We start from the raw sequence: 18,779 nt of genomic DNA, 5'->3' as shown, positions 1-18,779 counted from the left end.
CACAGGGCCTGACGAAACAACGAAACCTTGGCTCGACCTTAGGAGCCGGTTGCCCCCTGTTCCCATTTCCTTTTTGATTCTTTAACAAACTCCGGGATCCCCGTCCCTCAGCGGCTGAGGGCCAACGCTCTTCCCTCTACGGTCGCTGCCATCTCCCACAACAGATCTTCCGTCTCTTCCCAGCCGATGCAGCCATCGGTGATGGAAACCCCGTACTGGAGCGGCGCCCCTTCCTGCCAGGTTTGCTTGCCCGGATAGAGGTTGCTCTCCAGCATCAGCCCCATCAGAGCCCGCTGCCCCGCCTGGTACTGCTGTAGCACCGCCCGACAGACGGATCCCTGGTTGCGGTAATTTTTGTGGGAGTTGTCATGGGAGCAGTCCACCATCACCGAGCGAGGGATCCCTTGATCCTTCATCAGCAGTGCCGCCCGCGCCACATCTTCCGGGCCGTAGTTGGTCTTGCCCCCTCCCCCCCGCAACACGATGTGCCGATCCGGGTTGCCGGTGGTTTTCACCAGAGCCGTCATGCCATCTTGGCCAATGCCCAAGAAACTGTGGGGATGGCTGGCGGAGAGGATGGCATTGAGAGCGATTTCCAGCCGTCCATCGGTGCCGTTTTTGAAGCCCACAGGCATGGAGAGACCGCTGGCCATTTCCCGGTGAGTTTGGCTTTCGATGGTTCTGGCGCCAATGGCCGCCCAGCTCACCAGATCCGCCGTGTATTGAGGGGTCACCGGATCCAGCATCTCGGTAGCACAGGCCAGGCCCAGCTCGTTGATCTGCAGGAGAATGGAACGGGCCAGTTGCAGGCCGGTGGCAATGTCGCAGGAGCCATCCAGGTGGGGATCGTTGATCAGGCCCTTCCAGCCCACCGTGGTGCGGGGTTTCTCAAAATACGTGCGCATAACGATCACCAGGTGCTCCCGAGTTTGGTCGGCCACCCGCTTGAGGCGATGGGCATACTCCAGAGCCGCTGCGGGATCGTGGATGGAACAGGGGCCGACGATCACCACCAAGCGATGGAGATCCCGTCCGTGGATGATGTCGCGGATGGCTTGCCGAGTGGAGAGCACCACCTGGGCTGCCGTTTCCGTAAGGGGCAGCTTGGCCTTGACAGCAGCAGGGGCAATCAAGGGAGTCACCTCTTGGATATTGCAATTGTCGGTTTGGGGGGGCATGGAACTGTCCTTAGTGTGCAAGTGGGTGGATGGGGTCGTCGAGCCATCAAAAAAGCCCTGGCGCTGGGCTCAGGGCTTCAGGACTGACTCGGGTAAACCTAGGTCTTTAGTTTACGCGCCACCCTTCTGCCCTGGTCGTTGCCAGGGAAAGCTAAAGTAGCCAAAAAAGGAAGCGCGCCAGACCATGCGGAGAACAAACTTAAAACCTGTACGAGATAACTATACCCGAAAAAACCTCGTTTGACACCTCAGGGATCCGGTTTCCTGGGGAAGTCTTAAGTCGACCGAGCCGCCGGCTTGGCAATCCAGTAGCCGCAGGGGTGTTCTCCCTGCACCTGCCAGGTGATGCGCTCTACCCGGCAATCGGGCAAGGCGGCAGCAAACATCTCCAGTTCGTGGCCGCAGACGCTGGGAAAGGTGTGGGCAATCTGAGCAATGGCGCAATTGTGCTCAACCAACACATACTGCTCGACGTAAGGCTCGGATCCCTCTGCTGCTAGCGGCACAGTCAGGTCGGCAGGATAGGGGTAGTACTCCGCCATGTAACCCTCTGCCTGGCGCAACTGCACCAAGCGCTCCAGCCGCTCCCGCAGGGATCCGGATCCCAGTTGGGCCTGATACTCCCGGGCTTTGCGCTGCCACTGGTGGTGGAGAAGGGATCCCATCTGCTCGGAGCCCAGGGTTTCGGCCAGGGTGTTGAGCAGACCAAGGGCAAACTCATCGTAGCTGGCGGGAAATTGCTCTTCTCCCAAGGGACTGAGCTGATAGAGATGCTGGGGGCGGCCTAGGCCATTGGGTTGAGCGATATGTTGGATCAACCCCTCTGCCTCCAGATCCTTGAGGTGGCGGCGGATGGCCTGGGGAGAAATGCGCAGGTGCTCTGCCAGAGTTTGGGCGTTGGCCTGCCCCGCCTTGCGCAGATAGACCAAGATGGCCTGCTTACTCGAAGCGGGTTGAGCGACCTGCCCGGTGATCTTGCGCGTGCTGTCCACCCTCGCCCTCCTGGTTAGACTGGGTTAATCGGCTGCCGCTGCCAGCACAGCTCTCTGCTATTTTGACAACGGGATCATTGCTAAAGTAACCTGAGGATCAGTTAAACAACAACTCTGTTGTTTTATTTGGCCATCTGTCTTAGTCGCGTTTCTACCCTGTCACTACCCGAGAGCCATCCATGTCTACGAGCGTCCGCGCCCTGGTCAACCAGCCCTACAAGTACGGCTTTGTAACCGACATCCCCTCTGAGTCGATTGGCAAAGGCTTGAACGAAGAGGTGATTCGGCAGATCTGGGCCAAGAAAGGGGAGCCGGACTTTATGCTAGAGTTCCGGCTGCGGGCCTACCGCCAGTGGCTGAAGATGAGCGAGCCCACCTGGCCCAACGTCAGCTACCCGCCCATTGACTACCAAAACATTGTCTACTACTCGGCCCCCAAGGTGCAGCCCAAGAAAAAGAGCCTGGACGAAGTGGATCCGGTGCTGTTGGAGACCTTCGAGAAATTGGGGATCCCCTTGTCTGAACAGAAGCGGCTGGCCAATGTGGCGGTGGATGCCATTTTCGACAGCGTCTCGGTGGCCACCACCTTCCGGGAGAAGCTGGCCAAGGAAGGCGTGATCTTCTGCTCCATGTCGGAGGCACTGCGGGAGTATCCGGAGCTGGTGCGCAAGTACTTGGGCAGTGTGGTTCCCATTGCTGATAACTACTACGCGGCGCTGAACTCGGCAGTGTTCAGTGATGGATCCTTTGTCTATGTGCCCAAAGGGGTGCGCTGTCCCATGGAGCTTTCCACCTATTTCCGCATCAACAACGGCGAATCGGGCCAGTTTGAGCGCACCTTGATCATTGCCGACGAGGGATCCTACGTCAGCTACTTGGAAGGGTGTACTGCCCCCATGTTCGACACCAACCAACTGCATGCGGCGGTGGTGGAGTTAATTGCCCTAGACAATGCCGAGATCAAGTACTCGACGGTACAGAACTGGTATGCCGGCGACGAAAACGGCAAAGGGGGCATTTACAACTTTGTAACCAAGCGCGGCCTGTGTCAGGGGGCAAACTCCAAGATCTCCTGGACGCAAGTGGAGACCGGCTCCGCCATCACTTGGAAATATCCTAGCTGCGTGTTGGTGGGGGAAAACTCGGTGGGCGAATTTTACTCGGTTGCCCTCACCAACAACTACCAGCAGGCCGATACCGGCACCAAGATGATTCACGTGGGCCGCAACACCCGCAGCAAAATTATCTCCAAAGGGATCTCGGCTGGGCACTCCAAAAACAGCTACCGCGGCCTGGTCAAAATCGGGCCGAAAGCGGAAGGTGCCCGCAACTTTTCCCAGTGCGATTCCATGTTGATTGGGGATCAGTGCAGCGCCAACACCTTCCCCTATATTGAGGTGCAAAACAACACCGCCAAAGTGGAGCACGAAGCTTCCACCTCTAAGATTGGAGAAGAGCAATTGTTCTACTTCCAGTCCCGCGGCATCTCTGCGGAAGATGCTGTGTCCATGATCATCAGCGGCTTCTGCCGAGAAGTGTTCAACCAACTGCCGATGGAGTTTGCTGTAGAAGCCGATCGATTGCTGAGCCTGAAGTTAGAGGGATCCGTCGGCTAGGGGATTGCTCCCAATGCGAAGCTGAGCAAGTGGGCGAGGCCGCTGACACGCTGTGGGAGCAGGCGCTGCCATTCTCAGGAGAAGGGTAAGGGGTTAGGTAACTCCCAAGGCAGAGGGCTGTGATCCCCTGAAGCCAGAGGCGGCCCAAGGGCTTGGCGACGTTGCAAACAGCGCATGGATGCAGGGGGGGAGAGGAGATAATCAAGGAGTTTTGAACCGTAAGGCTAGGCAGGAGAAGTTCCCCATGAGGGCATTTCTGGAGGAGTTCAAAAAGTTCATCAGCCGGGGCAATGCCTTAGATTTGGCTGTTGGCGTTGTTATTGGAGGTGCTTTTGGGAAGATTGTGACTTCTTTTGTAGCAGATCTATTTACTCCGGTTTTAGGCTTGATGATTGGTGGAGTGAGCTTCCAGAACTTGGTCTGGAAAATCGGTGGAAGTCCTGAAGACCCAGTTACGATTAACTACGGTAGCTTTCTGCAAGCTGTGTTTGATTTTGTGATTATCGCTTTTGCCATCTTCTTACTGGTGAAGGCGATCAACACCCTACAGCGAAAGGAGGAAGAATCTCCTCCCACATTGCCCCCACCAGAAGTGGTCTTGCTGGCAGAAATTCGGGACATCCTCAATCGCCGCTCCCAATAGAGCTACAGGGGATCCTTAGACCCAAAATCCGAACCTGGTTTAGGGATCCCTTAACTTTTCAGCTCCTGCCCTTCGGTGTCAACCCTAGAGTCTAGCCATGATCCGTGAAAACAGCCCTGTCATCTTATCCGTTCGAGATCTCAGCGCCGAGATCGACGGCACCCCCATTCTCAAGGGGTTGAGCCTGGAAATTCGCGCCGGAGAAATCCACGCCATCATGGGCCCCAATGGTTCTGGAAAAAGCACTTTTTCCAAGATCTTAGCCGGCCACCCCGACTACAGGGTGACGGGGGGCGAGATCCTCTACCTGGGAAAAAATCTCTTGGAGATGGAGCCAGAAGAGAGGGCTTGGGCAGGGATCTTTTTGGCATTTCAATACCCCATCGAAATCCCAGGGGTGAGCAACTTGGATTTCCTGCGCGCCGCCTACAACGCTCGCCAGAAATATCGGGATCAGCCGGAACTGGATGCTCTGGATTTTGACGACCTGGTACGGGAAAAGTTGGATATTGTCAAAATGGATCCCGTTTTTTTGGAGCGCTCTGTGAATGAGGGCTTTTCCGGCGGTGAGAAAAAGCGCAACGAGATCCTGCAAATGGCGGTGTTGGAGCCCACGCTGGCCATTTTGGACGAGACGGATTCCGGCCTGGATATCGACGCGCTGCGCATTGTGGCCCAGGGCATCAACCGACTGGCCGGCTCTGAGAATGCCATGCTCTTGATCACCCACTACCAACGCTTGCTGGACTATGTAACCCCCGACTACGTGCACGTGATGGAGGGGGGTCGTATCGTCATCAGTGGGGACAAGACCTTGGCGCTGGAGCTGGAGGAACGGGGCTACGACTGGATCAAAACTCAGTTGGGTCAAGAACCGGCAGCTGCGACATCTCGGCAGGAGAAAGAGGGATGAGCGCCACCTTGCCCAAACCTTTTGCCCCAGAGAGCCGCCTATTCCTGGAGCACATCCTCGGCCAAATCCCGGAAAGGCAGGATCCCTACACCACCCTTAGGCAGCAGGCCCGCGCCCAATTGGCCGAACTGGGGATCCCGACCCCACGGGAAGAGGATTGGAAATACAGCGATCTCTCGCCACTGCTGGCCCACGAGTTTCGCCTGGCTGCCGCGGCGGATCCGGCTCTGGATGCAGCAACCCTAGAGCCCTGGCTTTGGCCGGAAGCCAGCTATAGCCGCGCCGTGTTCGTCAACGGCTACTTTGCCCCCCAGCTTTCTGATTTGAGCGGCCTGCCCACCGCTTTGCAGGTGATCCCTTTAGCCCAAGCCCCAGGGGAGTTGCTGCAAACCCTGGCCAAGACGGATGTGTTTACGGCCCTCAACACCGCTCATCTGGGAGATGGGATCCAGATTGGCCTACAGCCCGGCCAGGAAGTTCCGTCACCGCTGCACCTGCTGTTCATAACGGTGGCTCCTGAGGGAGAGGCCGTTTTGGCCCAGCCCCGCTGCCTGCTGTCTTTGCAAGCCCACAGCTCCCTCACGCTGATCGAAGATCATGTATCCCTGGGATCCGGGATCCCCTTTGGCAACGCTGTAACCGAGATCCTCTTGGCAGAGGGATCCCGCTTGCACCATGTGATCCTGCAGCGGCAGGGGTCTCAGGCTTTTCACATCAACCAGACCGCCGTGCGCCAAAGCCGCAACAGCCACTACCGCCTCCAGGCCATTCAGTGGGGATCCCAGTTTTCTCGCCACAACCTGGAGATCACCCAAGCCGGAGCCCAGGCCCACACCCAACTGCAGGGGCTAACGCTGCTGAAGGGATCCCAGCACAGCGACACCCACTCCCGCCTGGTGCATCAGGCCCCCCACGGCAGCAGCCGCCAATTGCACAAGTGCATTGTGGACGAGACGGCCCATGCGGTCTTCAGCGGACGGATTCTGGTGAGCCGAGAGGCCCAACTGACGGACGCCGCCCAGACCAACCGCAACCTGCTCCTAGGCCCCAAAGCGCGGGTCAACACCCAGCCGCAACTGGAGATCTTTGCCGATAACGTCAAATGCGCCCACGGGGCCACCGTCAGCCAACTGGAGGCGGAAGAGATCTTCTATCTGCAAAGCCGGGGTATTCCCCAAGCTGAGGCCAGGCAACTTCTCACCTGCGCTTTTGCAGCAGAAGCCCTGGAAGGGATCCCTTTGGCTTGGCTTCCCACCCTGGTGGCCCGCCGGTTGGCTGGGATCCCGTGAATCCAATCAATCCAATCAATAGGAATAGGCTGTTGCTCCCGAAACGGCCATTACCCACAAGAGCGCACAGGCTTGGGCATGATGGCTGGGCAGCACTGGCGCGACAGAGATTTAGGGGTTTCCTTATCAATCCTCCGCAGTTGCGTTTTGCTGCAAATCTTGGGTTAGAAACGCTCAAATTACCACAGAGCAAGGGTTTGGGCCATTGTCATCACTGAGGAAATAGCCAGAATAAAAGTAGCCATTGACCCAGCGATGGGCGCTACGACAACTCGGTGAACGAACGATGTTTCCCTCTCTTTTAACTCCACGTGCAGCAGGCATACTCCTATCGGGAGCTGTCTTGGGCATCCACTGCCAGGTGGCCATGGCCGCTCCCTTCCGCGACACCTTTGGTCACTGGGCCCAAGCCTACATTGAGACCCTCTCCGCTCAAGGAGTGTTGAACGGCTTCCCCGATGGCACCTTCCGCCCCAATGAGCCGGTTACCCGCGCTCAGTTTGCCACCATTGTCAATACCGCTTTCCGCCTCCGCAATACCTCCGGTACTTTCATCGGCTTCCGGGATGTGCCCCCCACCCACTGGGCAGCCAGCGCCATCTCGACGGCAGCAGCCAACAACCTGGTGGCAGGCTTTCCCGATGGCACCTTCCGTCCTGAGCAGCCCGTTACCCGCACCGAAGCGCTGGTGGTTTTGACCAACGCCATTGGCAACACGGGAGCGATCCCAGCCGCTCAGCCCGGAGATCTCTTCAGCCGCTACCGAGATGCGGCAGCCATCCCCAATTGGGCCCTGGCACAACTTGCGGCAGCCAACCGCGCCGGGTTGATTGTCAATTATCCAGACCCGATGCTCTTGGAACCCAACCGCCCCGCCACCCGTGCCGAGGTAGCAGCCTTCACCCACCAGGCCATGCTCAGCCGGGGATCCTTGGTGGCACAAAACCCAGGGGGCTTGCCCTCCGGTTCCCAGCCAGGCTTTGACCTGCGCCTTTCCACCCTAGCGGCGGGCACCCTGATGCAAACCACCACCCCCTTCAACGAGCGCCTCTTCATTGCCCCCAACGAAACCCGGCCCATGTCTTTGATCGTCCGCAACCCGATTCGCAACACCCAGGGGGATATTCTGGTGCCTTTTGGCTCGCGGGTGGATGGCCGCTTTGAGCCGGCCCCAGGGGGCACCCGTTTTGTGGCGGAAAGCATTATCGTCAACAACCAACTGTTCCCCTTGGCTGCCCAGTCAGACATCATTCACGATGTCAAGGATCCCCGCTACACCACCACAGGCAAAATCATTCAGGATGCAGCCATCGGCGCGGCAGCGGGCGCCATTCTCGGCTTGGTAACCGGAGACAATGCCATTGCCACAGAAGAAGTGCTGGGGGCGGGGGTGGCCGGAGCGGTAATTGGCAATGTAACGGCACCACAGGTGGTGGTGCTGGATCCCAATCAGGTGATCGAGCTGCGCCTCACTCAGGATCTGGCGCTGACCCCAGCATCCCGATAAAAGCGGTGCTGGCATAGCTATCTTCCCAGCCAATCCAAAAGGGTTGTTCCCCCCAACCACAGGCCGATCAAAATGGAAGTGGTCAGCAGTCCTCCTGCTACACAGATCAGGGATCCCAAGCTGCACAGGATCCCGTCTTCTTCCAAAAGCCCAAAGGCGGTGACGAAAACCCCCATCGCCGGCAGAGTGTTGGTGCCTGGAACGGGGATGATCATGGAAATCCCCATCAAGCCAATCCAGGTGCCCAGCCAGACTTGGCCAAGCCGTGTGGTGCAGAGCTGCCGCCAGCGGGGACGGGCAATCTTTTCAATCCGCTGCAGCCACGGGATCCCGGCCTGCGCCCACTTTTGAAATTGCTTCCGTTCAACAGAGGTCTGCAACACCCATTTCGGCAGCCAAGGGGTGGTTCGCCCTGCCACCAGTTGAAGGGCCAGCAACAGAATGAACACACCAAAGGGAGTGGAATAGCCGGGAGCCGGCAGAGGCAAAGCAGAAGGGAAAGAGAGCACCGCCAAAAACAAGCCAAAACTGCGCTCACCGGCCAGTTTTAGAATGTCTTCGATGCGGATCAACCCTTCCGGGGAGGGTTCGGGTTGCTCTGGGCTGTCGGGAAGGCGGGAAAACCGGGCTAGCTCTTGAGACAGACGGGCCATAGAGGGGGCAGGGCTGGAGCGGGCAAAGTTTGGCAACGGGTGGGCACTACCTGGAGGGCCAACGATAGCCTACTGCAAATTCAAGTTGTGTTGGATATCTTGAGCAAAGGGGTGGTTTCGGAGAGGTGACATGCTCGGTGATAGGTTCAAGAGGGCCGTAAACATCAGCAGCCTTGAGCGACAGCAGAAGCATCCGACTCAGTCCAGCAAGGGGTTGCATGGGCTGGGATGGCTCCTGTTGCTGGGATCCCTGTTGATGGTGGGGCGCGGTGTGGCCCTGGCAGAAGCGCAGTTGGAGGTGGGCACTTCCACTACCCTATCCCCGCAGGCAGCTCCGCCGGTGTTGCCACCCCCCCCTGTGGGAGTCCGACAAATTTCCCTGGATACCGACCCCGAACAAACCGCTGATATGCCCCTTTCCCTGATGGCCGAACAGGTGTTGGAGGCGGTGTGCGAAGCCCAGATTGATGCCCAACGGGCCTTGGCTCTCATGCCCGACCTGAGCGAATCCCACATCCGTGCTGCCTGTCCGAAGCGGCTGATCCCCAAAAGCTGAGAGGTCGCCCCCAAGTTGGCACCAAAGATTAGCCGGAAATACATTATTGTGGCGTTATTGTGGATCCAAACCCCCGTCCTTATTGCTATTTGGGTGGCGTTGTTGGGACAGTTGTAGCCGGTGGGAGTATTGGTGGCGGCCTTTTTGCACTTTTCTTCGAGCAATCTGCATCTGTCTCACTTGAAATAATAGAGGCCATAGCACACTAAGGGATCCCTAAACCAAGCCCTGATTCAAGATCTCGCGGGAACGGGCGATGGCTGCTCTCAAGTTGGCCCGCTGGGTGTAGCGCATCGTCATGGCGGCAGTTGTGTGGCCCAGCAAGTGCTGAATGTGTTCGGGGGCAACGCCGCGATCCAGCAACAAGGTGGCAAAACTGTGGCGAAACTGGTGGGGGGTTTGATGTCCCGGCTCAGGCTCGGTTAGCTTGAGCACAATATGCCGCAGGCCATCGTAGGTGAGGGGGCGCCCCCGGTAGGCCAAGCAGCGAGATTGGGAAACAAACAAGGGATCCGTCGGCGCGCACGGGCCCCGTTCTCGGCTCAGATACTGTTGCAACAGCTCGGAGAGGGGATCCCCTACTGCCACAGCGCGAGGTTTACTCCCCTTGCCACAGCGCACTTCCAACAGGGATCCCTCGGGGCTGATTTGAAAATCTTGAACGGTTAAGTCCAACAGCTCCTGGGCCCGCAGCCCGCACTCCAGCATCAGGCGAATCAAAGCCGCGTAGCGCAGAGAATGGTTCTGGGCCCGCTGCAACACCCGCTGCAACAACAACCGATCCAGATCGCGGGGCAAACGAGCGGGTAGGCGGGCAGGTCGAATGGCTTGAGTGGGCAGGGGATCTTGAAGGTAGCCCCGTTGGCTGGCCCATTCAAAAAATTGTTGCAAGGCCAACCGCTTGAGGTTGTAGGTGGCCGGGGAAGCGGGCGGGTGGATCCGCTGGCCGGAGCGGTTGCGAAACGGACGGCCCTTCAAGCTGTTCAAAAAGGACTGGACGTGGGCAGGCTGCACCTGGGGCAGCGGCACCGGGCAAGTTTTGGCAAACTGCTCCAGAGCGATGCGGTAGGTACGGCGGCTGGCAGGGGCCAGATCCCGCTGCCGCTCCTGCAAAAATTGCGCCGCCAGATGGCTGAGGCTGGGAACAGGGCCGCTCGGTTGAGTCTGTCGAACCTGACCAGGTCGGGGATCCCTCATCTTTAGCCCACTGGCAACCCTCAACCAACTCTATCCTTCCCCTGCGAGCAAGCTCCAGCTTGGACTCGGCCCCTACCCCGGCAACAAATGCTGAGCGATGAAGTCCGTGTACACCTCGCCCCGCAAAAAAGCCTCGTGGCGCAGGATCTGCTGGTGGAAAGGGATCGTGGTGGGCACCCCAGTGATGGCGCATTCCCCCAAAGCCCGCTGCATGCGGCGGATGGCTGCTGCCCGGTTAGGCCCCCAGACGATCAGCTTGCCCAACAGCGAATCGTAGTAGGGGGGAATGGTGTAGTCGGTGTAGATGTGGGAATCCATGCGCACCCCCGGCCCCCCAGGGGGCAAATAGGCACTGATCGTGCCAGCGCAAGGCCGAAACTGCTGCTTGGGATCCTCGGCGTTGATGCGGCATTCGATAGCATGGCCCCGCAACTCCACATCCTTCTGGCGAAAGGTGAGGGGTTGACCTTGGGCAATGCGAATCTGCTCGGCAATCAGATCCAGCCCGGTCACCATCTCAGTAACCGGGTGCTCCACCTGGATGCGGGTATTCATCTCGATGAAGTAAAACTGGCCGTTTTTATCCAGCAAAAACTCCACCGTGCCCGCTCCCACGTAATTCACCACCTTGGCCGCTTTCACCGCCGCTGCTCCCATGCGGGCGCGCAAGCTTGCAGTCAAAGCCGGGCTGGGGGCCTCTTCCAACAGCTTTTGATGCCGCCGTTGAATGGAGCAATCCCGCTCGTACAGATGCACCACATTGCCCTGGCTATCCGCCAAGATCTGAAACTCCACATGACGGGGGCGCTCGATGAACTTCTCCAAGTAAACCCCGCCGTTGCCAAAGGCTGCTTGGGCTTCCCCCTGAGCGGTGCGCAGCATCTTCAGCAGCTCCTGGGCATCCCGCGCCACCCGCATACCCCGCCCCCCGCCACCGGCGGTGGCTTTGATGATCACGGGGTAGCCGATTTTCTCCGCCAGCTTCACTGCCTCCTCCTCAGAGGTGATCAACCCGCGGCTGCCCGGCACCGTCGGCACCCCCACCGCTTGCATGGTCTCGCGGGCCGTGGCCTTGTCGCCCATCTTGCGCATCGCCTCTGGCGAGGGGCCGATGAAGATCAAGTTGTGGTCGGCACACATCTCGGCAAATTTGGCATTCTCCGCCAAGAACCCATAGCCCGGATGAATGGCAGTGGCCCCGCGGGTGAGGGCTGCCGAGATGATGTTGGGAATGTTGAGGTAGCTTTTGGCCACCGGGGCATCTCCTACGCAAACAGCCTCGTCCGCCAGTTGGACGTGCAGGGAGTTCTGATCCGCAGTGGAGTAAACGGCCACAGTTCGGATCCCCATTTCCTGACAGGTGCGGATGATGCGCAGGGCGATCTCACCCCGGTTGGCAATCAGGATCTTGGTGATGGGCGGCATGAGGAAGGTTCAAAGCTGAAGAGGTAGCTAGACCGCTAAGGCCAGCGGTCTGTAAACGCAAGGTTAAGTTCAGGTGCTCATCCTACTATTTGACATACTCCCCGTCTTAAAGGACGGGGATGCTTTCTCAGCCAGCAGAATTGCTCCTACCGACTGAGCTACACAGGGCATGAGGCTGAAACCTCAACCCTATGGGGGATGCCATGGCCCCAACTACTGGGCCGGAGCCCAGATACTTCCTGCGGATGTTAATTGCCCCCACCCCGTCCCGATGGAACTCAAACCCACACCCACACCTGTACACACGACCTTTGGGCTTGTTTCTCTGTCCACAAACAGGACACTCCTGAGAGCTGTACCGCTCATCTTGCAGTACCACTCTCATCCCCAACCGCTCAGCTTTGTAGGTGATGAGATGCCGGACTTGACCATGCAACATCTGGTGGATCTTCTGATTCGCCTTTTTGTTGTAGTTGGCAGACATCCGGATATCCCGAAGGTCGCCAATCACAACTGTCTGCACGCCTCGCTCGTGGAGCGTGGAGACCAGTCTGGTCGTCTGCTTGTGCAGAATGTCTTGGATTTGGTGGTGTAGCTTCTTGAGCTGCAAACGTTGAGAGCGAACTAGCCGCTTCCACCGCCGAGACCCCCGCTTTTTGCGCGCCAGGAGTCGAGCTAGCTTGCCCTGCAGCTTGTTCTGGTAGCGCCTTTTGGAGCGCAGCAGCCTGCCATTGGCGATGTAGGTTTGTCCCCCCTCATGAGCGACTGCGGGGTGAATCTCACCCAAATCCACAGCGGCAACGTTGCTCTCTTCCCCCTCTTCTTCCGGCGGCGTATCCCCCACCTTGTAGCAAGCCCTCAGCTCATACTGCTGGCCATCCCAGCCCATCTCTACCCAAACAGGTGTGTCCCAAGCCCAGTTAACAATCAGGGGCTCCTTGCCTTTCCCGTTCGACAATCGCAGCTTCCCATTGACGACTTGGATGGCTGAAGATTTCCACTGGACTTTGTAGAAGTACCGACGGCGTCGAGGTGGACGGGCGTTGGGGTCGGTTTTGCGGCGTTCCCGCCAGGACTTGAGAGAGGCAAAGAAGCTTTGCACTACTGCGTCTGCACTGTGGGCATGAAGTGTATTCTCAGGGTCGTTGGGAAACCAACGCATGAATGTGGAAGGCTTTAACCACAATCCCTTCTTGCGGACGACCCGCCAAAAGTGAACGAGCACTTTTGAGTACAGCTCGCCTGCTGCCCTGCTCAACAGCTGCAGTTGCTCTGAGACGCCTAGCTTGAGCTTGCGGACAAGGTACATGCAAAGTTGCCTTTCCTATCTAATAGCATCTTACAAAAGCCGCCCTAGAAGGGCGGGGCTTGTAACCCAGTTTTTTTGGTCAACTGGAGGGGAGGATAGAGAAGGTCAGGTGGGGATCCCATATCCGGCCAATCCAGCCAACACCCTAGGTGGGGCTGAGGCTACAGGGATCCGGCTGCAGCAGAATCCCAGTGGGGGCAAACTGCGTCACCCAAAACTCTACATCCTGAAACTGGTGACGCAGGGTGTTGCGCACTTGGGCGGCCAGCTCCAGGCTGGGCATGATTCCGAAGACCGTTGGCCCCGACCCCGACATCAGGGATCCCAGGGCCCCCGCCGAGAGAAGAGCTTGGCGCAGTTCCCCTACAATTGCATACTCCGGCAAAACCACCTGTTCCAAGTCATTGCGCAAACTCCTGGCTAACGCCGGCGGATCCTGACGGCTGAGAGCCGCCAACGCCTGCGGCAAGGTGGGCAGTGTGGGTTTGGGTAGGGCATCCCCTCCCAAGCTCCCCTGACGAGAACGAAAGGCTTGATAGGCCCAGGCGGTGGAAACCCCCAGGTGCTTGGGCTTGGCCAGCAGCACAGGGATCCCTTCCCAATCGGCCAGCGGCTCCAAAACTTCCCCGCGCCCGGTGGCCAGTTGCGTTCCCCCCTGGATACAGAAGGGAATGTCGGATCCCAAGCGGGCTGCCAAACTCTGCAACTCTCCCACCGTCAGGCCCAGCCCCCACAGTTGGTTTAACCCCACCAAAACCGCCGCCGCATCAGCCGAGCCCCCCGCCAAACCTGCTGCCACCGGAATGTGCTTTTCGATGTGAATCTCCACGCCAGCGGCAGAGTGACACTCTTTTTGCAGCAGCTCAGCGGCTTGATAGGCAAGGTTGCGGGCATCTGCAGGCACTTCTGGACGATCGCAGGTGAGGTGGATCCCGTGAGGACGGCTCTTCAACTGCAGTCGATCCGCCAAATGAATGCTCTGCAACACCATCGCCACCTCTGAATACCCATCAGGACGGGAGCCGAGGATTTCCAGGTAGAGGTTGATCTTGGCGCGGGCAATCAGGGTACAGGCTTGCATGGGGTGAAAATCTGGGTCAGCAACAAGTCTCAACTCCCCTTAGCCTGTACAGACCTGATCAAAACACAGACTTATCCGGGGAGGTCTCCCAGCCCGATTCTAACGGCAATGGATCCCCTTTCTAGCTGCCGGAGCGCGGCCATGGCCCCAGCCACTCTCCACCGCGAAAGCGCCAGCGGGGAAACAAAATGCGCATTACCACCCAAGCGCTGAGGTAAAGGCAAACCCAGACCACACTGTAGTGGAGAATAAAATCTCCCAAGTCAAACCGTTGGGTTGGGATATAAGGAAGACCCACCACCTTCAAGACTGTACCCAAAAAAAGCCCTTCCCAAATGCCGGCCAAAAGCTGAAGGATCCCAGGCCAATCGTGATCCCACATCCACCCCATCAGGTAGTTATAAACAACATCCCAAACACAGCCAAACAGACCTACGTAGAACAGCACCCAAAAATAGGTGAGGCTGCCGCCATGTCCGGTGAGCCCAAAATAAAAGGGTAAACTTGCCAAAACACCAACGGTGGCCAATAAGAAAATGCGAGTTTGCCAGCGGCCAATCAGGGTCGGAGTCATCTTTTCCTCCAGCAGTTTTGCCAATCGAGATCATCAGGATCCGTGTCGCTCCCAGTCTGTTTGAGAGAATCTTCTGGCCTTCACCCCCATCCGTTCTCCCTTTGGTAGAGAAGAGTTAGGGCTCAGCGCAACGCCACTTTCATGAGGCTAGCGCGATGGGGAATGGCCATGGTGTGCCGCCAATGTTTTACGTGTGGGACAGCGTTGATAACCAAAAACATCTCACAAAATCCAGAAGCGTTGCCCAATGTCGGCAAGCTAGGGGCTGATGTTTAGGGCCCACTTGCACCATTGCCACAGGGATCGGATCCCTTCTAGACCTTTGACCCCCGGTGCCCGCAGTCGAGCCAGGTGTTCCACCGAGCGATGGGCACAGTACTGTAAACCCAAAAACGTATCCACCGGCGCATAGGGCCCGCCCAAGGTGATGATCCCGGCAGCGTACATTCGCCCATCCCGGTTGCGCATCTCCACCAGCTCAAAGTCGTTGGAGACATGCAAGCGCCCGTGAGGATTGAGGGGCAGGTTGTAGTGGGTAATTAGATCGTTGAGGAGAGGATTGGTCATGGGATCCGAAACCAAACCCGTACAGTCGATAACGAAATCGGCCTCCACCTTTAATTGCGTGTTGTTGTGGGTACCTCGAATGTAGGTTACCGGCTTACCCTTGTCGCCGGGAACCACCGACTCCACCTTGCCGAACACAATCGAGTACCAGCCCTCTCGCAACCCTTGCCGCACGATCCGCCGCCATTTCCGCCGACTTGCTGTCGTGGTGCCGCCCCAAGCTTCCAGCAGTTCGCGCCGTTCCAGGGGGGTCGCCGCTTCCAATTTGGCACGCAGAACTCCTCCCCAAGTGCCCTTGGGCCAGTTGAAGGGCTGAAACTCCCAATGGTTATCCACTGCCCGTTTGGCTCGTCCGAAGCGATTACCGCTTTTGGGCGCACGGCTCAGATGCACCACCGAGATGCGGGGGTTGACTTTGCGGGCTTCGTAAAGGCGTTCCATCACCTGAGAGGCGACGATCCCAAATCCCCGAATTAGGACGGTGCCACCTTGTTTCTCCAACTGCTCATAAACGTGATCATGAGGCTCATAGCCGTGTACCACCGATCTCAAATCTCCTGTTTTTTCGCGAAACTCCTGCAGGTCGTTGAGCAACTTGATGGCCGGATATCCAGTTGCCAAATGGAGATACTTGGCCACCATAAAACGGTGATCCGTATGGCCGGGCCGCGTTGCCGAATAGGCCACCACATATCGCCCATCCTCCGTTTTGCGAATGGCGCGAATATGGCCGTAACACAGCATTTGCTCCCAACCAATTCGGGCTGCCTCCCGATCCATTGAGGCAAATACATCCCCCGCCCGCGGCGTATAGGTATCTGCCAACAAGGGCTCACTAAATACCTGCCACAAAAAGCCGAATGCTTCCAACAATCGGCCGGAGAAAAAGGAACGCCAAGCATCCCGCAGAGCATAGCCAGGCCAGCCCCAAATGTTGTCTGGACAAGAATCGGAGCCAGAGCGAATTCGCTTCCAGCGGGGGATCTGGCAGTTGGTCAAAAGCCGTTCATACCGTTCGTAGGGTTTGCGGGCAATGCTGATGACGCGGATGTGTTCCGGTCTGACCCCGTAGATGCGCAGGGTATCCACCCAGACAAAGCTGCCGATACCGCCGCCCAAGGCCAAATAGAGGGTCTCTTCCACAGGTAGTCCGGTGGCTTTGAGGGCGCTCAGGGCAATTTGCTCAGCTCGAAACAAATCCGGCGGCGGAAAATCCGAGCCAGCCCGCACTTCAGGAAGCTGCTCTGGGGCAAAAACCACCGTGGAAGCCGGGGGAACCTCAAATGCGGTGTCGGGTTGGGTGGCCGGGCGAATCAGTTCGGTGCGCGGCTCCAGCAAAAGAGTAGGGGTGGCGGTCAGAAGGGTGGCATTGGGATCCCTGGGGGACACCAAACCCACGGTGATGCTGTAGGGGCCAAGCTCCACCACTTCTCCCCCCTGGAGCACCCGGCGTGCCTGACGGATTTTTTCCCCATTGATGCGGCTGCCGTTGGCACTGCGATCTTCATAGATGACCTGGCCATCCTCACCGAGATAGACGAGGGCGTGATAACGGGAGATCTCCTGGCTGGCAAACACAGCCCGCGCCACTTCTCGACCTTGCCATTCCTGTGGCAATTGGGCCAGCTCCCTGCCCAAGGCAAGAGGCAATGGAAAAATCAGCTCCTGCTGTTCTTCGGTGATGGGATCTTCCCAGCTCAGTTGAATTTGCATAGCTTCTGCTCACCTTTACAAAGATCATGAAGAGCATGCCTCTAACCCCCAAAACCCTGAACTTTGCTGAATTTACTGAGCTTTAGGCGGTTTGGCAAAAGTCATTGAGAGGGATATAGTAGACCAAGTTTCCCCCTGATCCTTGAGTCCACCGCAACGGTTGCCGGGAAGTGAAGGGGGAAAGCGCTCGGGGGGTATTCCTCAGGGCTTTGCGGGATACCGCCTTCCTGCTCAGAGATAGGCAGGATGCGATCGCTTCTTTCCTGAACCATGTTCAGGAGAGTTCAGCGTGAATGTATCAGGCCATTGAGAAAACACAGAACAGCGCGACCTCACAGGTCACTTTTGGTTTGCCCGGGATCCCTTTCTTCAATCCCTTATGGACTTGGATTGGCCGCCGGGATCCGTGGGAAGAATCGTTGCCCTAGGCAGGAGATTGCGGGGCTTTGCCAGCTTCTGGAGGAGGGATCACCAAGGTAGCGCTCAAGACCAAATGTCCACAGTAGGGACAATTCTGACCCTGATATTCTGGGGGCAGGTAGTGAGGGTTTTCCAGGCGGCTGCACTTAACCTTGAGGGTGTCCAAAGTGCCGCGGCTGAGGAGATCCCCCTGATTCTTCCTGGCCACTTCTATAGACTTCACCCTCAGCACAATGTGCCCCAACTGAATTTGGCTATTGGCCTCAAGCGCAGGCTCCTCCTGAATCATTTTTCGGCCATTCACCCAGACAGGGTTGGGCTGCTTAGGAGGCAAACGATCCCGAGTTAAGTTGCGAATGTGAAAGTTTAAGGTTTTGGGATCAAAATAAAGCCCGGCGTGAACTCCTGAGACCGAGCGAGTTGGGTCATTGAGCACCACATCACAGCCGGGATCCCGTCCAATGGTAACCAGCTTGGAGGGAACAGGCGAAACCGTTTGAGATCGACGCCAGTCGGCTTCGGTCCATTCCAAAGTGAGTTGACACACGATCCCATTCTCCACAGTTCAGCGCCTCCATTCCCTAGATCGGCTTCAGCATATCGAAAGGTCAGCTTGGGAAAAGCAGAAGATGTCTTTTTCGTCAAAATTGTTATCTTTTGTTATCTTTTTGGATAACTGTAGCCTATTCCCCCGACCAAAGGCTTGCGCTGATCCGGATCACCTGAGTTGGGATCTCCGAGTTACATTCCTGCTGGAGACCGTGCCCAAACGCTCCGCGCCGCTTCCGCGACCACCCTCAGCTCCTCTTCCAGAGGGAGAGGGGAGCCAGACGGAAAGGTTTCATTCATGATGTTTAGACCATGATGTTTAGAGTGACTACATACTCGACTTTATCCCCACCCGATTTGAAGCAACAAAACTCGATCTCCTCAGGAACGGCGAGGCCGTTCAAGTTTGACCGAGGTGGCCTGATCCCTTGGCCGGAAGCCTCAGAAATCCACCTGAGAGATAGGGCCTAGAGTGAGTTTTGAGTTTCTGGGGATCCTGCAAGACTAGGTTGTGTTGATCTTTCATTTGAGCCAAAAGAGAGCACTGACGAGATAGAGAAAACTCAAGAAGTTCCTGGCCAATTTGTCAAAACGAGA

Annotated in this window: 16 protein-coding genes; 6 read left to right on the top strand and 10 right to left on the bottom strand. The window is 57.5% G+C overall.

Going from position 1 to position 18,779, the window contains the following annotated elements; all coding sequences use genetic code 11:
• Window positions 1–107: 107 nt before the first annotated feature.
• Window positions 108–1,178 carry a 3-deoxy-7-phosphoheptulonate synthase gene (locus tag ACVWXZ_RS11280; protein ID WP_457403130.1) on the bottom strand — a complete coding sequence of 357 codons (1,071 nt, stop codon included), beginning with the start codon at window positions 1,176–1,178 and terminating at the stop codon, window positions 108–110.
• 275 nt (window positions 1,179–1,453) lie between these two features.
• Window positions 1,454–2,170: an iron-sulfur cluster biosynthesis transcriptional regulator SufR gene (sufR, locus tag ACVWXZ_RS11275; protein WP_457403128.1), complete on the bottom strand. Its 717-nt coding sequence runs from the start codon at window positions 2,168–2,170 to the stop codon at window positions 1,454–1,456.
• Window positions 2,171–2,349: 179 nt separating this feature from the next.
• Between sufR and sufB the strand changes: the two genes are divergently transcribed.
• The 5 genes from sufB (at window position 2,350) to ACVWXZ_RS11250 (ending at window position 8,138) form a co-directional block, all read left to right on the top strand.
• Window positions 2,350–3,786, top strand: coding sequence for a Fe-S cluster assembly protein SufB (sufB, locus tag ACVWXZ_RS11270; RefSeq protein WP_414349663.1), 1,437 nt, complete (start codon window positions 2,350–2,352; stop codon window positions 3,784–3,786).
• Between the two features lie 244 nt (window positions 3,787–4,030).
• Entirely contained in the window at window positions 4,031–4,429 is a 399-nt protein-coding gene (gene mscL, locus ACVWXZ_RS11265; RefSeq protein WP_457403127.1) for a large-conductance mechanosensitive channel protein MscL, read from the top strand.
• Between the two features lie 97 nt (window positions 4,430–4,526).
• Window positions 4,527–5,342, top strand: coding sequence for a Fe-S cluster assembly ATPase SufC (sufC, locus tag ACVWXZ_RS11260; RefSeq protein ID WP_457482522.1), 816 nt, complete (start codon window positions 4,527–4,529; stop codon window positions 5,340–5,342).
• Entirely contained in the window at window positions 5,339–6,631 is a 1,293-nt protein-coding gene (gene sufD / locus ACVWXZ_RS11255) for a Fe-S cluster assembly protein SufD (protein ID WP_457482521.1), read from the top strand. Before sufC ends, sufD begins: the two co-directional genes overlap by 4 nt.
• A 343-nt stretch (window positions 6,632–6,974) precedes the next feature.
• Window positions 6,975–8,138 (top strand): S-layer homology domain-containing protein, encoded by a 1,164-nt coding sequence (locus ACVWXZ_RS11250; protein ID WP_457403123.1) that lies wholly within the window; start codon window positions 6,975–6,977, stop codon window positions 8,136–8,138.
• A gap of 17 nt (window positions 8,139–8,155) precedes the next feature.
• Here ACVWXZ_RS11250 and ACVWXZ_RS11245 read toward each other — a convergent pair whose 3' ends face one another.
• Window positions 8,156–8,791, bottom strand: coding sequence for an exopolysaccharide biosynthesis protein (locus tag ACVWXZ_RS11245; RefSeq protein WP_457403184.1), 636 nt, complete (start codon window positions 8,789–8,791; stop codon window positions 8,156–8,158).
• A gap of 130 nt (window positions 8,792–8,921) precedes the next feature.
• Between ACVWXZ_RS11245 and ACVWXZ_RS11240 the strand changes: the two genes are divergently transcribed.
• Window positions 8,922–9,347, top strand: a complete 426-nt coding sequence (locus tag ACVWXZ_RS11240) for a hypothetical protein (protein ID WP_457403121.1) — start codon at window positions 8,922–8,924, stop codon at window positions 9,345–9,347.
• Window positions 9,348–9,563: 216 nt separating this feature from the next.
• On the opposite strand, the gene ACVWXZ_RS11235 is transcribed toward ACVWXZ_RS11240, so the two are convergent.
• The 7 genes from ACVWXZ_RS11235 to ACVWXZ_RS11205 form a co-directional block, all read right to left on the bottom strand.
• Window positions 9,564–10,544: a tyrosine-type recombinase/integrase gene (locus ACVWXZ_RS11235; protein ID WP_414351285.1), complete on the bottom strand. Its 981-nt coding sequence runs from the start codon at window positions 10,542–10,544 to the stop codon at window positions 9,564–9,566.
• A gap of 72 nt (window positions 10,545–10,616) precedes the next feature.
• A complete protein-coding gene (gene accC, locus ACVWXZ_RS11230; protein WP_457403119.1) occupies window positions 10,617–11,969 on the bottom strand; it encodes an acetyl-CoA carboxylase biotin carboxylase subunit in 1,353 nt (450 codons plus the stop codon).
• A 127-nt stretch (window positions 11,970–12,096) separates the two neighbouring features.
• Window positions 12,097–13,278 carry an RNA-guided endonuclease InsQ/TnpB family protein gene (locus ACVWXZ_RS11225; protein ID WP_457388468.1) on the bottom strand — a complete coding sequence of 394 codons (1,182 nt, stop codon included), beginning with the start codon at window positions 13,276–13,278 and terminating at the stop codon, window positions 12,097–12,099.
• A 145-nt stretch (window positions 13,279–13,423) separates the two neighbouring features.
• A complete protein-coding gene (ispE, locus tag ACVWXZ_RS11220) occupies window positions 13,424–14,359 on the bottom strand; it encodes a 4-(cytidine 5'-diphospho)-2-C-methyl-D-erythritol kinase (RefSeq protein ID WP_414408431.1) in 936 nt (311 codons plus the stop codon).
• 121 nt (window positions 14,360–14,480) lie between these two features.
• The gene (locus tag ACVWXZ_RS11215) at window positions 14,481–14,933 is read right to left on the bottom strand and encodes a hypothetical protein (protein WP_414382795.1); all 453 of its coding nucleotides are present in this window, start codon (window positions 14,931–14,933) and stop codon (window positions 14,481–14,483) included.
• 258 nt (window positions 14,934–15,191) lie between these two features.
• Entirely contained in the window at window positions 15,192–17,213 is a 2,022-nt protein-coding gene (locus tag ACVWXZ_RS11210; RefSeq protein WP_414351294.1) for an FHA domain-containing protein, read from the bottom strand.
• Between the two features lie 424 nt (window positions 17,214–17,637).
• Entirely contained in the window at window positions 17,638–18,180 is a 543-nt protein-coding gene (locus ACVWXZ_RS11205) for an FHA domain-containing protein (protein WP_457482520.1), read from the bottom strand.
• Window positions 18,181–18,779 lie beyond the last annotated feature (599 nt).

The sequence above is a fragment of the Thermostichus sp. MS-CIW-38 genome, from assembly GCF_054058415.1.
This window is presented reverse-complemented; position numbering and strand designations above follow the sequence as displayed.